Here is a 20,965-nt window from a genome sequence, read left to right as displayed (position 1 = left end):
TCGGTCACAGATAATTCAAACGCCGTCGCCTTTGAATTTCCGCGACCCCGGCTCGCGGTTCCGCCTGCTGTCGGAACAGCGCTCCGCCTTTCGAGACCCCCGCAGAAAGCGCGCAGGCGCTTTCTTCATCTCCACCGTCGCAATGCAAATGCAAAAGCCGCCTGGAAGGCGGCTTGCATTGGCTGTGGAGATGCGCGGAATCGAACCGCGGTGCAAAGAGAAACGCATACACACATCTACAAGGCGTAGGGCGTTCAAAGGTTTTGAACGCGGAGAGTATGGAACGCACAAGATCGCTTCGCGTCGGACACTCTTTCTTTAGACTAACCTACGGTGTGATAGGGAAGCCGTATCCAATGATATGACGCTCGCATCAGAGTATTGGAGACCTCTGAACGAACGGTTGCCTTGGCTTACGCGAAAGCAAAGCCGAGGTCCTTCACCTGAATAGGCGAGAGAACCCCCCGTGCAGTTTTGTTTGCACTTAGAGTTTGGGTGTTTTTGGGAAGATACCCACTTCCGCCATGCATGTATATGCATCGATCTCCCTGTCGAAGCCAATCATCCCCCGTGAGATATCGAATTACTGTTCTGCTACCGAGTTCTTTCGTGTCAGGAATTTTCTGTAACTGTCGTACTCTGCAAAATGACCAATATCTCATGGGGAAGGACTGAAAGGGAATCAGTCGCTATTTAGTTTTCAATGTCCTCTCGATCTGCCGTTTCGTGTCGCGTTCCTTGATAGTCTGACGTTTGTCAGCCTTCTTCTTACCGCGGGCGATGGCGATACCGAGCTTCAATCTCCTTCCTTTATTATACACCGCAAGAGGCACTACTGTCAAGCCATCCTGTCCTTCGGCGCTTGAAATATGGGCAATTTGTTTCTTTGAGAGGAGGAGTTTGCGGGTCCGCAGGGCGTCGTAGGTCTTCGGAGCGTTGAGCACCTGCCAAGCGGGGATCGTTGCTCCTACCAAGTATGCCTCACCGCCGCGGGCGACGACGCGTGCTCCTTTAAGAGAACCTTGTCCGGCACGCAGGGATTTCACCTCAAGGCCGAGTAATTCCAAACCTGCCTCGATCTCCTCAAGGATGGTGTAATCGAATCCGACTTTGTCGTTCCGGATGAGAGACATGGGGAGACTATAGCATTCATGGTGCCGCTGGCTTCATCTTCCGTTCAGTGCCCATATATGTATAATGCGCCAATCATGGCCGAAGAGAACTCCGAGAAGCCGAAGAAAGGCAAGAAGCCAGTCGTCCTGCCGCAGGGTCCGAACATCTGGACCCAGCTCGCGATCGCGTTTGCGATCTTCCTCGTGCTCTCCGCTGGTTACAGTGCGGTGCGCGAATATTTCATGACGGAGACCGAAGAGGTCCCGCTCTCGCAGATCGCTGCGGATGTCCGCTCGGGCATCGTTGCCGAACTCACGGTAGCAGGGGACACCATCACCGCGACCTACAACGACAAATCCGAAAAGGAATCCCGCAAGGAAACCGAAGCGTCGTTTACGGAGACCCTCGCGAACTACGGCCTCACGCCGGATGAGATCGCGAGCGTGAAGGTGACGGTGGAAGATCAGGGTGGTGTCCGCTTCTGGGCGCTCACGCTCGCCCCGCTTCTCATCCCGGTCCTCCTCTTGCTCGGCATCATGTGGTACCTCTCGCGTCAGGTGCGCGGCGCAGGCATGCAGGCATTCACCTTCGGTCGCTCGATGGCGCGCCTCGTCTCGCCGGAAGATGATGGCCAGAAAGTCACGTTCAAGGACGTCGCCGGTGCACGCGAAGCGAAAGTCGAACTCACCGAGATCGTCGATTTCTTGAAGAATCCGAAGAAGTTCATCCAGATCGGTGCGCGTATCCCGAAGGGTGTGCTTCTCATGGGTGCTCCGGGAACCGGTAAGACGCTTCTCGCTCGTGCAGTTGCCGGCGAGGCGGGTGTCCCGTTCTTCTCGATCTCCGGTTCAGAATTCGTCGAGATGTTCGTGGGTGTCGGCGCATCGCGTGTACGTGATCTCTTCCAACAGGCAAAGCGTGCAGCTCCCGCGATCGTATTCATGGATGAAATCGATGCCGTCGGCCGCATCCGCGGTACGGGCGTCGGTGGCGGTAACGATGAGCGCGAACAGACCCTCAACCAGATCCTCGTCGAGATGGATGGCTTCGAGCCGAACGAGAAAGTCATCGTGATGGCTGCCTCCAACCGACCGGATGTCCTCGACCCTGCGCTTCTTCGCCCGGGTCGCTTCGACCGCCGTGTCACCATCGATCTGCCGGACCGTCGTGATCGCGAGGAGATCCTCAATGTCCATGCACGCCAGAAGCCGATGGGTCCGGATGTGAACCTCGGTGTCATCTCCGAGCGAACTCCTGGTTTCTCAGGCGCTGATCTCGCGAATCTCATGAACGAAGGTGCCATCCTCGCGGCGCGCGAAGATCGCACGGAAATCACGCAGTACGACCTCATCCGTTCGATCGAGAAGGTCATGCTCGGACCTGAGCGCCGCTCGCATGTCCTCAACAAGAAGGAGAAGGAGATCACGGCGTATCACGAGGCGGGTCATGCGATCATCGCATCCATCCTCAAGTACGCAGATCCGGTCCACAAGGTCTCGATCATCTCCCGCGGTCGCGCAGCAGGGTACACGTTGAAGCTTCCGCTCGAAGATCGCCGCATGCAGTCCAAGCTCGAGTTCCTCGATGACATCGCAGTCTCCCTTGGCGGTTACATCGCCGAGAAGGAGGTGTATGGCGACATCACGACCGGTGCATCGAACGACTTGCAGGTCTTGACCGCGCTTGCGCGCGATATGGTCACGAAGTACGGCATGTCCGAAAAGATGGGACCGATGGCGCTTGAAATGGCGCCGGGCCGCACGCTCTTCGGTGCCGGTATCGAACCGGGCGAGCTCTCGCAGGATGTCTCCGCGAAGATCGACGATGAAGTGAAGGAGATCGTGATGGGTGCGTATAAGCGCGCGGAAGACGTCATCAAGAAGCATCGCAAGGCACTCGATGCGATTGCCGCAGCGCTCGTCGAAGTAGAAAACCTTGAGCGCGATGAATTCGAGAAGATTCTCATCGCCAACGGCATCGTGCCGAAGAAGAAGGAGGACATCGAGCACGCGCCGCTCGTCTAACAAAAAAAGCCAATAAAGAATAGCCGCGGCGCATGTGCGCCGCGGCTTTTTTGCGACTATTCGACGGCTGGTTTCCAGCCGGGAGGCCCGACGTTGCTGTTGGCCTTGCGTTCCTCGTGGAGGATCCGTCCGACGCCGTTGATATCGACATTGTTCGGCGCTTTGCCGCTCGCGAGCTTCGCCCAGATCGATGGAGGATTGAGCCGAAGGCCCACGCCGCCTATCTTGATCTCGGTAAGCATGTCGCCGTCGCCTTGCGGGACGAAGACATCTGCGATGTTGTCGGTACCAAGTCGGATCGGGACCCTGCGCTTCACCAGCTCCAGAACGCGTGCGATCGAGTTGTGCGTCGGGGCTTCGATAGAACGAAGCTGACGCATCGAGAGCGCGGCACTGGGGCAGACGATGACGCCCACATGGAATTCCAAGAGGCGGTCAATGAGGCGTGCGAACCGCAGTTCGTCGTATGCCGACGGCGAGATCATGTGAATGATCCAGACCGTCGGTGCCGGCAATTTCTGGCCGGAGACGAACGGCATGTCCAGTACTTCGAGGACATCGAGCAATCGCTCGGTGCCGCATTCGCCGGGAACATTCATCTGGTCGAGGTGGAACTGCACCTCCTTGCCGAGCTTGCAGGCAAGCTCCATTCCCATGCGAATGTGTCGCTTGAAACCGACTTTCCCGTCAGGATTGCTTCCTTTGGGGTAGTCGTCCTTTTCCGGCAGCAACGAGAGGTAATCGCACTTCTCGGCTGCCTTCGCGAAGACCTCCCATCGGCTCAGTCGATCGTTTTCATCGTGCTTGAACCCGAAGATGGGTGTCGGCGCGATGCGAAGATCGAATCCTTGCGCTGCGTACTTCTTCTTCAGCTCAAGGGCGACGTTGATAGCGAGCAGGCCATCATCCGGAAGATCAGGCGTTGCGTCGATATTGGTATCGAGCCGCGTAACGCCATACGCGATCTGAAGGTCGATCGCGTAACTCATCCGTTTGGTGAGATTCTCTCTCGTATAGGCGGGTCCTTTGTGGAGGTCACCGACGAGATTCTGCTTCACCGAGAGGGGGAGGCTGCTTGCTTCAAGCGGCGTGGTGCCGATGTGTCGCAAGTACGTATCTTCAAGCGTATGCGCACGGTCAAGATGTGCGTGTGCGTTGAAGATTCCGCCGAACTCTGCGCACATGCGCAGCACTTCCTGGTCGTACCACGGCAGAAGCTCGTGGTTACGCCTCAGTTTCGGCTTCGTGCGAGCCGCAGGTGCGGTCGCTCTACGAGGTGCCATTAATTCCTCCTTTGTAAGAGCACACTAAAAGCCCAGTATCCACTTCTGGGAGGGAATAGCAAGCGCTGGAGACCGGGTGCTATACTCCCGCTGATATGGCAAAAGACGTCTCCAAGAAAGCCCTCGCGCTCCACAAGAAATTAGGCGGCAAGCTTCGTATTGTGCCGGCAAAACCCATCAAGAACCGCATCGATCTCTCGCTCGTCTATACGCCGGGAGTGGGAGCGGTCTCTACCTTCGTTGCGAAGAATAAAGAGAAGGCCCGCGAGTACACCATGAAAGGCCGGACGGTCGCTGTTATCTCGGATGGCTCCGCGGTTCTCGGTTTGGGTAATATCGGCGCACTTGGCGCGTTGCCGGTCATGGAAGGGAAAGCTGCTCTTTTCAAGACCTTCGCCGATCTCGATGCGGTGCCGATCGTTCTGGACACACAGGAGCCGGATGAGATCGTAGAAACAGTGGTGCGCATCGCGCCGGCGTTCGGCGGCATAAACTTGGAAGACATCGCCGCGCCGAAGTGTTTCGATATCGAACGACGTATCATCGAGCGATTGAATGTACCGGTCATGCACGATGATCAGCACGGGACCGCGATCGTCGTCCTTGCGGGGCTCATCAATGCACTGAAAGTCGTGAAGAAGAAGATGTCAGATGTACGCATCGTGGTGAGCGGGGCAGGGGCCGCAGGTGCGGCGGTCACGTATCTCTTGCGTGCTGCGGGTGCAAAACACATCCTCATCCTCGATAGCAAGGGTCTCATCGGCGTGCATCGCGAAGATCTTTCTCGCCAGAAGATGGAGCTTGCGGGGTTTACGAATCCGGAGAATCTTGCCGGAAACTTGCAGGATGCGCTCATCGGTGCGGATGTACTCATCGGTGTTTCCGGTCCTGGGCTCGCAACAGCAAAAGATATCAAACTCATGAAGAAGGGCGCGATCGTCTTCGCGCTCGCGAATCCGATTCCTGAAATCATGCCGGACGAAGCGAAGAAGGGTGGAGCGGCAGTTATTGCAACCGGACGCAGTGATTTCCCGAATCAGCTCAACAATTCGCTCGTCTTTCCGGGAATCTTCCGCGGTGCGATCGACCATAAGGTGACGCGCATCACCGAAGAAATGAAACTGAAAGCCGCGAAGGCGATTGCGGCGCTCACGCCGAAGCCGACTGCAGGGAAGATATTGCCGGATATGTTCGACAAACGAGTCGCGAAGGCGGTCGCGAAAGTCATACGCTAGCGTCCACAGGGAAGCGCGCCTATAATCGCTTGCATCCGCCCTTAGCTCAGTTGGTTAGAGCACAAAGCTTATACCTTTGCGGTCCTTGGTTCGAATCCAAGAGGGCGGACCAGAATCAAAAACAGCGCATTGAGCGCTGTTTTTGTTTACTGGTCCGAGGCGGAGCGATGTCGCGCGAGTACGCGCGACCGCGAGCCAGGCCCGGGGAAATTTTGGAGCGACGGCGACAAAATTATCCCTGGGGACTCGATATTGACACTCATTGAATTATCCGTGACGACATGAGACAGTGCGTGCACATGATCTTCAAAGGCATCATCCAGCACGGCAATGGGACCGGAAAGACGCTCGGTTTCCCGACGCTGAATATCCCGCTCGAGGACGAGACGGTTTCCGGAATCTATGCTGCCATCGTGACGATCAAAGGTTCTCCGTATCACGCGGCTGCGTATGCAGACACGCGCCGCAAGCTCCTTGAAGCGCATCTCCTGCATTTTGAAGATGACCTCTATGGCCTCGAGGCGACGATTGAATTGAAGAAGAAGATTCGCGAGGACCAGCGATTTGAAGACGAGGCGGAACTCAAGAAGGCGATCGCGGCCGACATCGATGCGATCATGGCGTATTTCGCATAACTATGTTTACGGGCATCATTGAGGCGAAGGCGCGCATCCGTGCAGTGGAGAAAGCGAAAAGCCTCCAGGTCCGCATCGAGAAGCCGCATGGATGGAAGCTGATACCCGGACAGAGCATCTCAGTTGATGGAATCTGTACGACCGTCGAAGGGATTGGGAAGGGCTCGTTCAGCGCGACGTATATGCCCGAGACACTTCGCGTATCGACCGCGGCAGATTTTACGCAGGGTAGCATCGTAAACCTGGAGCGATCACTCAAAATAGGGGACCGGCTCGACGGGCACTTCGTGCAAGGTCACGTCGATTGTCTCGGTGTTGTGAAAGAAATCAAGGTGCGCGGGACTTCGCGAGAGATACGCATCGGCATCCCGCGCATCCATATGAAATATCTGGCGCCGAAGGGTTCGATTACCGTGAACGGGGTCAGCCTGACCGTGGCCGCGCGTACCGCGGACTCATTCACGGTCGCCCTCATTCCACATACGCTCCTGCACACGACACTCGGCGCGCTCAAAAAAGGCAGCCGTGTGAATATCGAAACAGATCTGATCGCTCGTCATCTAGCGACCCTGAAGGGAAGGTGATACGGTGTCCCGATGCAACGTTCCCACTATGCGAAGGCGCAGGCAGTCGGTGACGCGTCCCGCCTCAAAGTTGGTATAGCCATATCCGAATTCAACGATGATATAACCGGCTCGATGTTCGAGGCGGCACTCGCAACGCTCAAAGAGTGGAGGGTTCCTGAAAAGGCCATTACGGTCATGCGTGCCCCTGGTAGTTTCGAATTGCCGCTCGCCAGCGCGAAACTGATCAAGAAGAAGGTGGACGTCGTCATCACACTTGGGTGCATCATCAAGGGCGAGACCAAGCACGATGAATACATCGCCAACGCCGTCGCGCACGGCCTCACCCAGCTTATGCTCACTACCGGCGTACCCATCGGATTTGGCGTCATCACTCCGAATAATCTCGCACAGGCGAAGGCGCGATCGCGCGGCAAAGCGAATAAAGGCATCGAGGCGACCATTGCTGCTCTGAGGATGGCGCTTGTGAATTGACGGTTGCGGCGAGGGTAGGGTGTGGGACAATTGTCCCATGTCACGAATCATCCAGACCCTGATTATCAGCGCGATCCTCGTCCCGGTCGCTGTCAGTGCCGCAACGCAGGAAGAGCTTGCCGCCCAGATCAGCAGCCTCTTGCAGCGCATCCAACAGCTACAGCAGCAGATAGGCAGCACGCCGACGACTCCTACCACTTCGACGCCGACGTCGCCCGCACCAGCGGGTTCATGTCCGCGCGTCAGTCGCGTCCTTAAACTTGGAGATAGTGGTGCGGATGTCACGCGTCTCCAGCAATTCCTCGCGCAGGATTCATCCGTCTATCCTGAGCGCTCAGTCACCGGTTATTACGGCGCACTTACCGAGGCTGCGGTGAAGCGCTTCCAGTGCAAGAACAAGCTCGTCTGCGATGGAACGCCGGCGACGACCGGATATGGCGTCACGGGTCCGCGTACTGCGGCGTTGCTTGCGCTGCAGTGTCCTGATGGCGGCGCAACGACCTCGACTGGCGGTACGGCAGGGCAGGTAAGCGGATTCATCCGCGTCACCCCGACGACCGGCGTCTCACCGCTCAATGTCATGGTCGAAGCGACCGTGAATACGGCGCGCAACTGCGGTTCCATGAATTACGTCATCGATTACGGAGACGGCACGCCTAGCTCTTCGGTCTCCGTGCCGCAAAACGGATGCAATGAGATCCAGCAGACCTTCCCGCATACGTATCAGCGCGGAGGCACGTATCAGGTGTTGTTGCGTGCAGGAACGCACCAGGTCTCGGCAACGGTCACGGTCACGCAGGGTAATGAAGTGGTAAATCCATCCTCTGATACGGTAACCGGCTCGCCGACTTCAGGTGCAACGCCGCTCACGGTCAATTTCACGGGTCTCGTGAATTCGGGTGCGCAGTGTAATTCCGGTCCGTATCGAATCGATTTCGGTGACGGCTCCAGTGCGAATATCGCGGTCGCAGGCTGCAGTGCGACGAACTTCTCGGTGCCGCACACCTATACTTCCAGCGGCACGTATGTCGCGCGTCTTTATCGTGGTACTCCGGCAGTGAATGTCGGCTCGGTCTCGGTCAATGCGGGCGGCTCTGTGTCCTCATCGGGTGGTCAGTTCTCGGTCTCCGGCGGCATCAACGGCAATCCGCTGCAGGCGCGTGCACTCTTCGATATCAATTCTTCGTGCTCGCGCTACGATCTCGATTGGGGTGATGGCACGGCGCATGCCGTACAGGCGGAAGGCTCGTGCTCTTCAGGGGTCATCGGCAAGGATCTCACGCACACGTATTCGGGTCCTGGTTCATACACTATTACGCTCAAGCGCGGTGCTTCGCTGCAGAATACCGATACCGCAGCGATCACGATCGTACAGTAATCATTCGCGATGATGTGCCGCCTGTGCCTTCTCGACTTTCGCGAGAAGGGCAGGGTGTCGCGAGAGCGAAGGGTCTTTCGCGACAAGGTCATGTGCTTCAGAGCGTGCGGCTTGGATGAGTTTCGCATTCTGGAGCGCTTCCATACCCAGATCCGACATGCCCCATTGACGGCTGCCGTAGAGATCTCCTGCGCCGCGGGTCTCAAGATCCGCTTCGGCCAATTTGAATCCATCACTCGATTTCTCGAGTGCTTTCAAGCGCTTCATTGCCGCTTCGCCCTTGGTCTCCGGCAAGAGAAAACAGAACGGGGGATGTGACGAGCGCTGGACACGACCGCGCAGCTGATGGAGCTGGGCCAAGCCGAAGCGTTCGGCGCCCTCGATGAGGATGCAGGTCGCGTTCGGCACGTTGATACCGACCTCGACGACGGAGGTTGCGACGAGGATGTGCGTCTCGCCATTTTCGAATCGCGTCATCGCCCTGTCTTTTTCCGCAGGCTTCATACCGCCATGAAGGAGTCCCACTTCATAATCTGGGAACACGTCTTTCTGTAATCGCTCGGCCTCTGCTTTTGCGCTCTTCGCCTGGATGGCATTCATTTTCTGAGGATCGGGTTCGTTGATGCGCGGACAAATGACATACGCCTGACGACCTTTCTCCAATTCCTCGCGGATTCTTGCGTAGGCCTTCGCGCGATCCTTCGGCATCACGATTTCCGTCGTGATCTTTGCGCGGCCCGGTGGAAGTTCATCGAGAATCGAAAGATCGAGATCACCGTAGATGGTGAGGGCGAGCGTACGTGGGATCGGCGTCGCGGTCATGGAAAGGAAGTGCGGTGCGGCGTCACCCTTGTGCGCGAGTTCGCGGCGCTGCCGCGTACCGAATCGGTGCTGTTCATCGACGATCGCATATGCGAGATGTTGGAAGCCTACTTTCTTCTGGATGAGTGCATGCGTCCCGACGAGCATCGCGATCTCACCGTTCTTGATCCACTTCAGGAGCTGGGTGCGCGAGATGTCGGTTGCGCCGCCGCGTGCCGTCTTCGAGGGGAATTTCTTGGCACCGGAGCCGGTGACAAGTGCGATGTTGATAGGGAGGTCTTTGAAATACTCGATGAATGATTCGAAATGCTGCGTCGCGAGGATTTCCGTCGGGGCCATATACGCGACCTGCAGCGTGCCGGAGAGGCGTCCCGGTGGACGGGAATGGACGGCGGCATATGCCGTTGCCGCGGCGACGAGCGTCTTGCCGGCGCCGACATCACCCTCGAGGAGGCGTGCCATCGGATGCGGCTTCTCGAAATCCGTGATGATCTCCTCGATCGCGCGTTTCTGTGCGTTCGTCGGCGGAAACGGGATGTCTTTCAGGAATCGTGCGGCGTGCTCGCGGGCGTCGGTGATACGGAACGAAGGCAGTGACGCGTTCTCTGCCTTATCCTTCGCACGCGCGACCTGGAGCGTGAATATCTCCTCGAACGCGAAACGCTTCCGCGCGGCGACGGCATGTTTTTCTTCTTCAGGAAGGTGAATCCAGAGAAGGGCGGTGGAGAGGTCAGGGAGATGATAGCGTTCGCGTAATTCTGCCGGAATCGGATCCTGTATGGTTTCGTGCACTTTTGCTTCAAAGACCCGCTTCAGGGCGTGGTAAAACCATTTCGATGATATGCCGCGGCTCTCAGGATAGATCGGAAATATTTCCAGCTTTGCTTCAGATTCGTTTTCCGGTTTGAAAAGACCGGCGGCGAGCTCCTCGGTAGTTACCGCGACAACTTCTGGATTCGTGATGTAAGGGCGCTCGGCAGAGCCGCCGACAGAACCGGTGAGACGCACCGGTACTTCCTGCGGCGCCATCTTCGCCATGTACGGCTGGTTGAACCACATGACTTTCACGCGGCCGTGCGCATCGGTAAACCATCCTTCTGTTGCGGGACGACGGCTTTTCCAGAGCCGCTTGGCTTCGAGCTTGCTGAGTTGGCCGATGAGCGTCACCTTCGTCCCGGGAATGAGCTGCGTCGTCGACGCGCTGGCTCCTGCGCGCTCATGACGGGAGGGGAAGTGATACAGGAGATCGCGTACGCTTACGATTCCAAGGCGGCGCAGTGCGCTCACCTGTGGCGCTGCAAGGCGAAGGGATTTTGTCAGTGCGTCGTCTGGATGCATAGCCGCATTGTAGCGAGGATGCGCTTGCATGCGAGGGGAGGATGAGTTATACACATGCGCGCCGATCATCCCGGCTTGCACGAATGCGTGTCCCGGGTACGATAGCGGAGTTTGTAATTTAGAAGTGATAAATGCAGCGGCGTTATGATGATGAGTGACGACGAGAAAGATGATGTGCTTGATCCTGCAGCGATTGACGAGCTTGCCGAGGAAGTAGATGATGATGAAGTCGAAGAAGGTGAAGACGAAGAGGAGACAAGCGAGTAGAATAGGGAGGATCAGGAAAAGGCCCCGAGTTGCGCGGGGTTTTTTCTTTTGTCTTGCATAGAGCACCGAGTCTCGGTAGCATACGGCATGCATTTCCTTCTTAAATTCGTCGCCGTCGCCGTCGCGGTCTATCTCACGGTCAATATCGTCCCGGGTATTTCGGTTGCCGGAGGGTGGACGACGCTTCTTCTGGTGAGTCTCGTGTGGTCGGTGATCATCACGGTGATCCGACCGGTACTGCAGCTTCTCGCGCTTCCGATTACGATCGTGACGCTCGGTCTTTTCTCATTCATCCTCAATGCGCTCCTGTTCTGGGCGATGACACTGATCGTGCCCGGATTCACTATTGCGGGTTTCGTGCCGGCGCTCTTGGGTTCGATAGTGCTTTCGATTATCTCGTGGTTCATCCAGAAGGCCTTGTAACATGGCGCAGCTTGTTCTCGTGCGCCACGCCCGATCGGAGTGGAACGCTAAAGGTATGTGGACCGGCTGGCGTGATGTCGGGCTCTCCGCGCACGCCGATGAGGAGGTAGCGATCCTTGCCGAACGGCTTCCTGAGATCGAGTATCACGCGGCGTTCACTTCTACGCTCCGCCGCGCGTCGGAGACGCTCCGTAAGCTGAAAGAGAAGCTCGGTATCACGAACCTCCCGACGATCGCGCACGAAGCGCTCAATGAACGCAATTACGGCACCTACACGGGAAAGAACAAGTGGGAAGTCCGCGATGAGATCGGCGAGGAAGCCTTCCAGAGACTGCGTCGCGGCTGGGATGTGCCGATTCCGGAAGGGGAATCGCTGAAGGATGTCTATGATCGCGTGGTGCCGTACTACGTGAATTCCATACTTCCTGTCATCGAAGAGGGAAAGAATGTGCTCATCGTCGCGCATGGCAATTCGCTTCGAGCACTCATGCGTCATCTCGAGGATCTGGATGACCGCGAGGTCGCGCAGGTGGAAATCGGTGTTGCCGAGGCGCGCATCTATGAGATTGATGCCGAGGGATGCATCCTCTCACTAGAGATGCATGCGCGTGAGGGGGCGAAAGCGGTATAAAACGGCGCGGTTTTATGGTAGGGTAGCGAACGAAGGAGAGGTGGCCGAGTGGTCGAAGGCGGCACGGTGCTAACGTGTTAGGCGGGTCAAACTGTCTCGAGGGTTCGAATCCCTCCCTCTCCGCAAAAAAAACGAGACCCGCAAGTTTTTTGCGGAGAGCGCCGCCCGAAAGGGTGGCGGTTTCGCATAGCGAAACGGAGGGATTCGAAAGTCGCAGGAGCGTAGGCGACGAGGCGGGGTCGCGGAAATTTTCAGCAGAAAATTATCCGTGACCGAATCCCTCCCTCTCCGCAATTCTAGGCTTTTGCTAACGCGAGCGGACTCACCGGTATATTGAGTCCCTGTAACGGACGCACAGCTTCGGCGAGGGTGGCCCCCGTTGTCGTCACGTCATCGATGACGAAGGCGTGACAATCAAGGGCTGCCGCGATGTCGCGCACCGCGAAAGCGTCTTTTACATTGACGAGCCGCTCGGCGCGTGTGAGACGCGTCTGCGGTCTCGTCTCACGGATGCGCATGAGTGCGTCATGTTCGATCCGCGCGAGTGATCCGTCCCGGAATTCCTCCGGGAGCTGTTCCATGATGAATGCGATCTGATTGAATCCGCGCTCTTGTGCGCGTCGTACATGGAGAGGCAGCGGGATGAGGATGATCGATCGCGTCGAGAAGGCGTGCAGGGAAGCGATTTCCTCCCGAAGGTATTCGGCAAGCACCTCGGCAAGCAGTCCAGCGGCATGTCGGGATCCGTCATATTTGACCGCACGTATCAGGTCTTCGACCACCGTATCGCGATAGGAGAGCAGTGTGGTGATCGCGATGCGGGACGCTTCGTGAACCTGCGGATTGACCGCAATATCCTCAAGAGTGTACGCGTCGGCGCGGATCACGCGCTCGTTACGCGGCAGGACGATGTCGAGCAGCGTCTGGATGGATGCGGCAGCCCTGGAGAAGAGGCCGAGCATGCTAGCATTGTGGCATGGACCCCGTCAGAAGCCATCTCTCTGTCGGAACAGTAACGTATCGAACGATATGAACCAGTCGGACGATGCAGATCGGGGCAAAGCTTCTAACGGGGTGGATCTTGCGGCTAAGAAGTGTGTGCCGTGCGAAGGGGGCGCGTTTCCGCTCACACGAGACGAGGCGGAGAAACTGCTCAAAGATACTCCCGCATGGATGCTCTGGCCGGATGCATCGACCATATCGCGCTCGCTTAAATTCAAGAATTTCAAAGATGCATTCGCGTGCGCGACGAAGATCGCTGCGCTGGCTGAAGAAGAAGGACATCATCCCGATCTTCTTATCTCGTGGGGAAGGGTGGAGATCGAGCTCTCGACGCACGCGATCGGCGGCCTCTCGGAAAATGACTTCATCCTGGCCGCAAAGATAGACAAGATCACCTAATATCAGTGATATAATTCCGCCCATGGCGTTGTCGCTGGGATCTTTGACGCAGAAATTGACCGGTGCACTCACGGGAAAAGGTGATACGAGCGTGATCGGAGTGGATATCGGCGCATCTTCTGCGAAAGTCGTGCAGTTGCGTGGCGCGCATGGCGCTGCCGTTCTTGAAACGTATGGTGAGATCGCGCTTGGCCCCTACGCAAAAGAACCCGTCGGTAAGGTGGTGAAGCTCTCTCCCGAGCAGACCACCCAGGTGCTCCTGGATCTCATGAAGGAGGCGAACGTGACCGCAAAGGCAGCGGGCATCTCTATTCCATTCTCCTCGAGTCTCGTCTCCATCCTGGATCTTCCGAAGACCGATCCTGAACAGCTGAAGCAGATGATTCCGATCGAGGCGCGCAAATATATCCCGATGCAGGTCTCCGAAGTCATGCTCGATTGGTTCATCATCCCGCCGGATGAGGGCTCGAATGAAGCGTTCGATCGCATCCAAGGGAAAGCGCCGCTGCAGGCGAAAGGGCAGGAGGTGCTGCTCGTCGCCATCCATAACGATACGGTCCGCAACTACCAGGTCATCTCAACGGGTGCCGGTCTTTCCACGCATTTCTACGAGATCGAGATCTTCAGCGCGATCCGTTCCTCGTTGGGGCACGGCGTTGCGCCCGTCCTCGTCATCGACTTGGGTGCGTCGACTACGAAGATGTACATCGTCGAACGCGGTGTCGTGCGCATGACCCACCTCGCGAACATGGGAGGACAGCAGATGACCGAGCAGCTCGCGCGATCGCTCTCGTGGGAATTCGAGAAGGCCGAGCGCGTGAAGCGTGAGCGCGGCCTCACGGAATCCGCTGCGTATTCGACGGACGAGAACGATCGCATCAAGTCGTCGCTCATATCCACACTGGAAAGGATCTTCGGTGAAGCGGATAAGGTACTATTGAGCTACGGGAAACGATACAATAAAGACGTATCGCACGTCCTCCTGACCGGGGGCGGGGCATCGCTTCCCGGTCTTCTTGGTTTCGCGAATCAGGCCCTGCATGCGCAGGTCGAAATCGCGAATCCGTTCAGTCGTACGGAATCACCGGCATTCCTCGATCAGGTCCTTCAGGCGATCGGTCCTGGTTTCGCGGTAGCCGTCGGTCTGGCCTTAAGGGAACTTCGACAAGGCTAAGATATGGAATCAAACATACGCTCATCGTTCATACCGCAATCGCCTGTAGCTGCACCGACTCCCGGATCGAAAGGACCCGGAGGCGGCGGTTTCGACATGTTCATGCTGCTGGGGCTCATTCTCTTCATCGCGTCGGCGGTGCTGGCTGTCGGTGTCTTCCTGTATGTGCAGTTCCTGAACACCACCGCGACGAGCAAGCTCGATCAGCTCAATCGTGCCAAGGCGGCATTCGAACCGGCGCTCATCGCGGAGCTCACGCGTCTTGATGATCGTATGCGCGCTGCGGATGAAGTCCTTTCGATCCACGTGGCACCGTCCGCGCTTTTCAATGTGCTCCAGCAGCTGACGCTTCAGACCGTCGCGTTCTCGACCCTTGATTTCTCGGCGCAGAACTCCAGCGACATGACGCTTGCCATGCAGGGTGTCGCGCAGAGTGTGAATTCCATCGCGCTTGAAGCGGACCTCCTGTCCAAGAGCGGCGTCATCACGAGTCCGATCTTCTCGAATATGAATCGTACGCCGCAGGGCGTCCGTTTCGATTTTACGTCCGGTATCAATCCTGAAGGCCTGCGATACCGCTCGGTGCGTGCAGGGGGCGCAAGCATGCAGCAGCAGGCGGCGCCCGAAGAGCCAGCTACGCCGTTCGGTCTCCCGCAGGACATGACCGGCGCCCAGCCGCAGGGATCACAACAACAGACGCCGCCCGCACAAGACGCACAACCTGAACCCCAGCTATGACACGCACACTTTTCTCGCTCCTTTTCCTAGCAGCAGCCGGCGGACTGTTCTTCTTCTACACCCGTCCTGCTTACGATGGTGTCCGAAGCGTGCAGGCCCAGATCGCCCAATATGATCAGGCGCTCAATAAAGCAGCCGAATTGCAGCGTCTCAAGCAACAGTTGCTGTCTCGCTATAACGCGTTCAATCCTACGGATGTCGATCGACTCCACAAACTGCTTCCGGATCACGTCGATAACGTCCGACTGGTCTTGGATCTCGATACGCTTGCGAGCCAGTACGGATTCGCGCTGCAGAACGTCGTCATCAATGCTCCGGGTACCGGCACCGCGGGTGCGAACGGTGCGGAACAGCAGGTCTCGATCGGGCCAAGTCGTCAGACCTACGACTCGCTTACTCTCAAATTCGCAACCAGCGGTACGTATCCGAAATTCGTCGAGTTCATTACCGCCCTTGAGGGAAGTCTCCGTTTGGTCGATGTCGTAAACCTTACGCTCGATGCTGATGCGGCTTCTGCAGCAGGGGGTGAGCCGATCTACCGATTCGACATTACGCTCCGTACCTACTGGCTCAAATAATGTATGGCGATACTCCAGAATAAATTCGTGATACTGATCCTGGGTAGCGTGGTCGCTGCCACCGCGGCGTGGTACCTCTTCTTGCGTGACACGACGCCACAGGCGCTTCTTACGACCGAGGATCTGACGACGTCCAGCGGAGCGGACAAGGATGTCGTCGAGACGTTGTTGCAACTGCGCGCCATCACGCTCTCGGGCACGATTTTCTCTGATCCCGCATTCGTCGCGCTCAAGGATAACGGTACGCAGATTGTTCCTGAGCCGGTGGGTCGTGAGAATCCGTTCCTCCCGCTTCCTGGAATGACCCAGACGCCGACCCAGACCGCGACGACGACACGAGCTGCAACTTCCACCTCGCAAGGTTCACGCTAACGTATGCCTCCTGAGGTCCAGGCAGGCGCAGGGCAGGGAAATGCCGCGAACGCGATCCCGACGCGTACTCTTGGCGAGCAGAAGATCCCGTACGATGTCCTCAAATTCATCCCGCAGGAATCCGCGGAACACTATAAGCTCGCGCCGCTCGGTGTCGTCGAGGATGTCTTGGAGGTCGGCATGGTGGATCCCGATAACATCGCTGCTATCGATGCATTGAACTTCATCGCCCGCAAGACGGGAATGCCGTTCAAGATCTTCCGCATGAGCGAACAGGATCTGCAGAAGATCCTCTCGATGTATAAGGGTTTGGGTGGGGAGGTCGATAAGGCGCTCTCTGACCTCGAATCGGAAGAGCGTACCAGTGGTCGCAAGAAAGAAGAGACCGACGATGAAGGGATGCTGCAGCTCGGCAATCTTGCGGGAGCTACCGAAGGAGGAGGTTCAATCACCGAGGACGCGCCAGCGATCAAGATCGTCTCGACGATCCTGCGCTATGCGATCGACGGAAAAGCATCCGATATCCACGTCGAACCGACCTCCGCCGGGCTTCGCGTCCGTTATCGTGTCGACGGCGATCTGCATACCAGCGTCGTCTTGCCGCTTGAGACGCATCGCGCAGTTGTCGCCCGTATCAAGGTCCTCTCCTCGATCCGACTCGACGAGCGACGTAAGCCGCAGGACGGACGCTTTTCGGCGTCATTCGACAATCGCCAGATCGACTTCCGTGTCTCCACATTCCCGTCGTATGCCGGTGAGAAGGTGGTGATGCGTATCCTCGATCGTGATCAGGGATTCATCCCACTTGATCAGATCGGTCTTTCGGAACGCAATCTCCGTCTCATGCGCGACGCGATCCAACGACCGCACGGACTCATCCTCATCTCGGGTCCGACCGGTTCCGGTAAATCCACGACGCTCTACTCGATGCTTGCGGAGCTCGATCGCGAGCATAAGAACGTGCTCTCACTCGAGGATCCGATCGAATATCACGTCGACGGTATCATCCAGTCACAAGTGCGTCCTGAGATCGGGTATACGTTCGCGAACGGTCTGCGCACGACGCTCCGTCAGGACCCGGATGTCATCATGGTCGGCGAAATCCGCGACGGTGAGACGGCGAAGCTCGCGATGCAGGCGGCGCTCACCGGTCACTTGGTGCTCTCAACGATCCACACCAACGATGCGGTCGGCACCATCCCTCGCCTTATCGATATGGGAGTGGAGCCGTACCTCATTCCACCGGTGCTTATCCTTTCGATGGCGCAGCGTCTCGTGCGTACGCTTTGTCCTGGTACCGGCAAGGCAGTACCGCTCTCCGCCAGCGATCGAAAGTCGATGGAAATGGATATGGCGAGCCTTCCGAAGGAATACCGATTCCCGATACAAGACACCGTGTATGAGCCAGAGCGTACCGCCGCATGTCCGACGGGTATGCGTGGACGTGCCGCGGTCTTCGAGGTGATGGAAATGACGACCGCAATCGAGAAGATCGTCCTTACCAACCCGGTGGATTCGAAGATCTGGGCGTCGGCACGCGAGCAGGGAATGCTCACGATGCGCGAGGATGCTACAATGAAAGCGTTCGCGAAGCAGGTCCCGTTCTCTGAAGTGAATACGCTCTCATCGCTCCTCTTGGATACGGAGGAAGAGCCGGAAGAGAAAAAGCCTGCCGCTACCGAAGAGACGCCCGCTGATACTGAAGAACCAGAAGATACGAAAACGAATTAATTTTCACTATGGCAGAAAACGGAAAGACAGTGATGTTGGTGGACGATGATAAGTTCCTCCTCGACATGTACAGCCTTAAATTCACGCAGGAAGGATTCACGGTGATCTCGTGTTTCTCAGTGCATGAGGCAATAGAAGCGCTGCGCGGCGGTGCGAAAGCTGATGTCATCCTGTTCGATATCACCATGCCGGGACAGGATGGTTTCGAATTCCTGAAAGGCGTCCGCGACGAGAAGCTCGGCGGCACCGCGCGTCTCATCGCGCTCACGAACCAGAGCAACGATGCCGATCGCAAGCACGCGGAAGAGCTCGGTGCGCAGAAATACGTCGTGAAGGCGAGTATGATCCCGTCGGAAGTCGTCTCAATGGTGAAGGAAGAGATCGGAATGAAGTGATACGCGTCATCGGCGTGTGGATAGGGAGGGGGACCTATAAAAGTACGTTACAATATATTTCATGGCGCTCGATTACGATGCACAGCTGAAGAAGTACATCACGGTCCTGACGCATGAAGGCGGATCCGACCTTCATTTTTCTACCGGTGCACACCCGACGATCCGTGTCGCGGGGAATCTCACCCCGATGCTCAAGGAGCCGGTTCTTACTGCAGAGGACACGATGGGGTACGCGAAGGTGCTTCTCAACCAGGACCAGCAGAGCCGGTTTTTCTCGACGCTCGAGCTGGATTTCGCGTATCAAACCGCAGATGGAAACCGCTTCCGCGGCAATGCTTTCTTCCAGCGCGGTGCAGTAGGTATAGCTTTGCGTCTTATTCCGAAGCAGATCAAGACGCTGCAGGAGCTCAACCTGCCGGATATCCTCACGACGTTCGCTCGCAAGAACCAAGGCTTCTTCCTGGTAGTCGGTCCGGTCGGGCAGGGCAAATCGACTACGCTCTCCGCGATGATCGAGATGATCAACATGGAACGCATGGAGCACATCGTCACCATCGAGGACCCGATCGAATACATCTACGAACCGAAGCGCTCCATCATCGATCAGCGTGAAGTGCTTCTTGATACGAAGGATTTCGCGACCGCGCTGGTGAGCGCATTCCGTCAGGACGTGGACGTGATATTGGTGGGGGAGATGCGTGGACCGGAAACCATGGCCGCGGCGGTCACGGCGGCAGAAACGGGTCACCTCGTCTTCTCGACGCTCCACACGAACAACGCAGCACAGACCATCGACCGCATCATCGATACCTTCCCGGCGTCGCAGCAGGATCAGATCCGCCTGCAGCTCGGCTCATCGCTCGCGGGGATCTTCTCGCAGCGTCTCGTGCCGCGCATTTCCGGTGGTCTCATCCCGGCGTACGAGCTTCTCATCAACAATAAAGCCGTCGCGAATCTTATCCGCGAGAAACGCACGCACGAGATCAATACGGTCATCGAGACCTCTTCCGCGGAAGGCATGATCGATATGAATCGCTCGCTTTCGGAACTCGTCTCGCGCGGAGAGATCACCGTCGAGACCGCCTACCAGTATTCGCTCAATCCGAACGTGCTCCAGAAATTGCTCTAAGCCAGTATGTTGTTTTCCTACAAGGCAGTCGACGATAAGGGAGCGGATCGTAGCGGTACGGTCGATGCGGTGAACATCGATGTCGCGATCGCGGCTCTGCAGCGCCGCGGCCTCATCATCGCATCCATCGATCCGGCGGATCAGAAAGTCGGCCTTCAGAGGAGCATCCAGATATTCAGCGGTATCAAGGGGAGCGATATCGTGATGCTCTCGCGTCAGATGACGACGCTGTTCGAGGCGCAGGTTTCCGCGCTTCGCGGATTCCAGCTCCTTGCGGCGGAGGCACGCACGCCGCAGCTTGCTGCAAAACTCTCCGCGATCGCATCGGATATCCAAGCGGGTAGCGCGATTTCAGCGGCGCTTTCCCGGCATCCGGAAGTCTTCTCCGGTTTCTATGTGAACATGATCCGTGCCGGCGAGGAATCCGGCAAGCTCGATGAGACGTTTGCCTATCTCGCGGATTACCTCGATCGTAACTACGAAATCACGGCGAAAGCGAAGAACGCACTCATCTATCCGGCGTTCATCGTGGGAACGTTCGTCATCGTCATGGTGCTCATGATGACGCTGGTGATCCCGAAGCTCGCGGGCATGCTCACGGAAGTGGGGCAGTCGGTGCCGGTCTATACTCGCGTCGTCATCGGCATGAGTAATCTCTTCGCCAATTACGCACTGCTCTGGGGTATCCTCGTCGTCCTTGCGGGTTTTTTCCTCTATCGCTACATCAAGACACAAACCGGTCAGGTGGTCTTCTCGCGTGCACGATTACAGGTCCCGGTCCTCGGCGGTATCTATCAGAACCTCTATCTCTCGCGTCTCGCTGACAACCTCTCAACCATGCTCCGATCGGGTATTCAGATGCTGCGCGGACTCGAGATCACCGGCACCGTCGTCGAAGACCCGACGTACGAGCGCGTCCTGCGCGAAGCAGCGGTCGACGTGAAGGCCGGTATGCCGGTTTCCGAAGCGTTCCGTAAGCATCCGGAGATCCCGGGCATCATGGTGGCGATGATCAAGATCGGCGAAGAGACCGGCAATATGGGTTCGATCCTTGATTCCATTGCGAAGTTCTACCGCCGCGAAGTGAATAACGCAGTGGACACGCTCGTCTCACTCATCGAGCCGTTCATGATCGTCATGCTCGCCGTCGGCGTCGCCATCCTTCTCGCGTCGGTCCTCGTGCCTATCTACAACATCGCGTCAGGTATCTAGCGGTTATACACACCCACTCGACAAGGGG

The 20,965-nt window shown here is 57.3% G+C and carries 21 protein-coding genes, 2 tRNA genes and 1 other RNA gene; 19 read left to right on the top strand and 5 right to left on the bottom strand.

The annotated features are described in order from the left end of the window. Window positions 1-182: 182 nt before the first annotated feature. Window positions 183-569, bottom strand: a transfer-messenger RNA (tmRNA) gene (gene ssrA, locus JNK62_01170). Between the two features lie 120 nt (window positions 570-689). Then, complete coding sequence (gene smpB / locus JNK62_01165; protein MBL8158127.1) at window positions 690-1,133, bottom strand: SsrA-binding protein SmpB; 444 nt, start codon at window positions 1,131-1,133, stop codon at window positions 690-692. Between the two features lie 75 nt (window positions 1,134-1,208). On the opposite strand from smpB, the gene ftsH reads away from it, so the two are divergent. Then, entirely contained in the window at window positions 1,209-3,137 is a 1,929-nt protein-coding gene (gene ftsH, locus JNK62_01160) for an ATP-dependent zinc metalloprotease FtsH (GenBank protein MBL8158126.1), read from the top strand. 56 nt (window positions 3,138-3,193) lie between these two features. Here ftsH and JNK62_01155 read toward each other — a convergent pair whose 3' ends face one another. Then, complete coding sequence (locus JNK62_01155) at window positions 3,194-4,420, bottom strand: hypothetical protein (GenBank protein ID MBL8158125.1); 1,227 nt, start codon at window positions 4,418-4,420, stop codon at window positions 3,194-3,196. Between the two features lie 95 nt (window positions 4,421-4,515). On the opposite strand from JNK62_01155, the gene JNK62_01150 reads away from it, so the two are divergent. The 6 genes from JNK62_01150 to JNK62_01125 all read left to right on the top strand — a co-directional run bounded on the left by JNK62_01150 (window position 4,516) and on the right by JNK62_01125 (window position 8,726). Further along, complete coding sequence (locus JNK62_01150) at window positions 4,516-5,655, top strand: NADP-dependent malic enzyme (GenBank protein ID MBL8158124.1); 1,140 nt, start codon at window positions 4,516-4,518, stop codon at window positions 5,653-5,655. Window positions 5,656-5,690: 35 nt separating this feature from the next. Beyond that, window positions 5,691-5,767: transfer RNA gene (locus tag JNK62_01145), tRNA-Ile, on the top strand. A gap of 169 nt (window positions 5,768-5,936) precedes the next feature. Next, window positions 5,937-6,290: a riboflavin kinase gene (locus tag JNK62_01140; protein MBL8158123.1), complete on the top strand. Its 354-nt coding sequence runs from the start codon at window positions 5,937-5,939 to the stop codon at window positions 6,288-6,290. 2 nt (window positions 6,291-6,292) lie between these two features. Continuing rightward, window positions 6,293-6,874, top strand: a complete 582-nt coding sequence (locus JNK62_01135) for a riboflavin synthase (GenBank protein ID MBL8158122.1) — start codon at window positions 6,293-6,295, stop codon at window positions 6,872-6,874. Window positions 6,875-6,886: 12 nt separating this feature from the next. After that, window positions 6,887-7,348 (top strand): 6,7-dimethyl-8-ribityllumazine synthase, encoded by a 462-nt coding sequence (locus tag JNK62_01130; protein MBL8158121.1) that lies wholly within the window; start codon window positions 6,887-6,889, stop codon window positions 7,346-7,348. 37 nt (window positions 7,349-7,385) lie between these two features. Beyond that, window positions 7,386-8,726, top strand: coding sequence for a PKD domain-containing protein (locus JNK62_01125; GenBank protein MBL8158120.1), 1,341 nt, complete (start codon window positions 7,386-7,388; stop codon window positions 8,724-8,726). On the opposite strand, the gene recG is transcribed toward JNK62_01125, so the two are convergent. Continuing rightward, window positions 8,727-10,886, bottom strand: a complete 2,160-nt coding sequence (recG, locus tag JNK62_01120) for an ATP-dependent DNA helicase RecG (GenBank protein ID MBL8158119.1) — start codon at window positions 10,884-10,886, stop codon at window positions 8,727-8,729. A 354-nt stretch (window positions 10,887-11,240) separates the two neighbouring features. On the opposite strand from recG, the gene JNK62_01115 reads away from it, so the two are divergent. From JNK62_01115 to JNK62_01105, 3 genes are all read left to right on the top strand, one after another. After that, a complete protein-coding gene (locus tag JNK62_01115; protein MBL8158118.1) occupies window positions 11,241-11,576 on the top strand; it encodes a phage holin family protein in 336 nt (111 codons plus the stop codon). Between the two features lies 1 nt (window position 11,577). After that, window positions 11,578-12,207 (top strand): 2,3-bisphosphoglycerate-dependent phosphoglycerate mutase, encoded by a 630-nt coding sequence (locus JNK62_01110; GenBank protein MBL8158117.1) that lies wholly within the window; start codon window positions 11,578-11,580, stop codon window positions 12,205-12,207. A gap of 34 nt (window positions 12,208-12,241) precedes the next feature. Continuing rightward, window positions 12,242-12,330, top strand: a tRNA-Ser gene (locus JNK62_01105). Window positions 12,331-12,503: 173 nt separating this feature from the next. Here the strand turns inward: JNK62_01105 and JNK62_01100 are convergent. Next, entirely contained in the window at window positions 12,504-13,169 is a 666-nt protein-coding gene (locus JNK62_01100) for a ComF family protein (GenBank protein MBL8158116.1), read from the bottom strand. Between the two features lie 67 nt (window positions 13,170-13,236). Here JNK62_01100 and JNK62_01095 point away from each other — a divergent pair, with 67 nt between their 5' ends. The 9 genes from JNK62_01095 (at window position 13,237) to JNK62_01055 (ending at window position 20,937) form a co-directional block, all read left to right on the top strand. Continuing rightward, a complete protein-coding gene (locus tag JNK62_01095; protein MBL8158115.1) occupies window positions 13,237-13,608 on the top strand; it encodes a 4a-hydroxytetrahydrobiopterin dehydratase in 372 nt (123 codons plus the stop codon). Between the two features lie 22 nt (window positions 13,609-13,630). Continuing rightward, entirely contained in the window at window positions 13,631-14,782 is a 1,152-nt protein-coding gene (gene pilM, locus JNK62_01090; protein MBL8158114.1) for a type IV pilus assembly protein PilM, read from the top strand. A 3-nt stretch (window positions 14,783-14,785) separates the two neighbouring features. Continuing rightward, entirely contained in the window at window positions 14,786-15,520 is a 735-nt protein-coding gene (locus JNK62_01085; protein MBL8158113.1) for a hypothetical protein, read from the top strand. Continuing rightward, on the top strand, window positions 15,517-16,098 hold the full coding sequence (pilO, locus tag JNK62_01080) for a type 4a pilus biogenesis protein PilO (GenBank protein MBL8158112.1): 582 nt from the start codon (window positions 15,517-15,519) through the stop codon (window positions 16,096-16,098). The genes JNK62_01085 and pilO overlap by 4 nt, the downstream gene beginning before the upstream one ends. Window positions 16,099-16,101: 3 nt before the next feature. After that, window positions 16,102-16,470 carry a hypothetical protein gene (locus JNK62_01075; protein ID MBL8158111.1) on the top strand — a complete coding sequence of 123 codons (369 nt, stop codon included), beginning with the start codon at window positions 16,102-16,104 and terminating at the stop codon, window positions 16,468-16,470. A gap of 3 nt (window positions 16,471-16,473) precedes the next feature. Continuing rightward, the gene (locus tag JNK62_01070; GenBank protein ID MBL8158110.1) at window positions 16,474-18,201 is read left to right on the top strand and encodes a type II/IV secretion system protein; all 1,728 of its coding nucleotides are present in this window, start codon (window positions 16,474-16,476) and stop codon (window positions 18,199-18,201) included. Between the two features lie 8 nt (window positions 18,202-18,209). Continuing rightward, the gene (locus tag JNK62_01065) at window positions 18,210-18,596 is read left to right on the top strand and encodes a response regulator (GenBank protein ID MBL8158109.1); all 387 of its coding nucleotides are present in this window, start codon (window positions 18,210-18,212) and stop codon (window positions 18,594-18,596) included. A 61-nt stretch (window positions 18,597-18,657) separates the two neighbouring features. Then, the gene (locus JNK62_01060) at window positions 18,658-19,725 is read left to right on the top strand and encodes a PilT/PilU family type 4a pilus ATPase (GenBank protein MBL8158108.1); all 1,068 of its coding nucleotides are present in this window, start codon (window positions 18,658-18,660) and stop codon (window positions 19,723-19,725) included. Window positions 19,726-19,731: 6 nt separating this feature from the next. After that, entirely contained in the window at window positions 19,732-20,937 is a 1,206-nt protein-coding gene (locus JNK62_01055; protein ID MBL8158107.1) for a type II secretion system F family protein, read from the top strand. The last annotated feature ends 28 nt before the right edge of the window (window positions 20,938-20,965 follow it).

It is taken from the genome of bacterium (assembly GCA_016789445.1).
GTDB lineage: Bacteria > Patescibacteriota > Minisyncoccia > Phycocordibacterales > UBA2100 > UBA10103.
The sequence above is the reverse complement of the archived record's forward strand: the minus strand, read 5'-3'. Positions and strand labels throughout refer to the sequence as shown.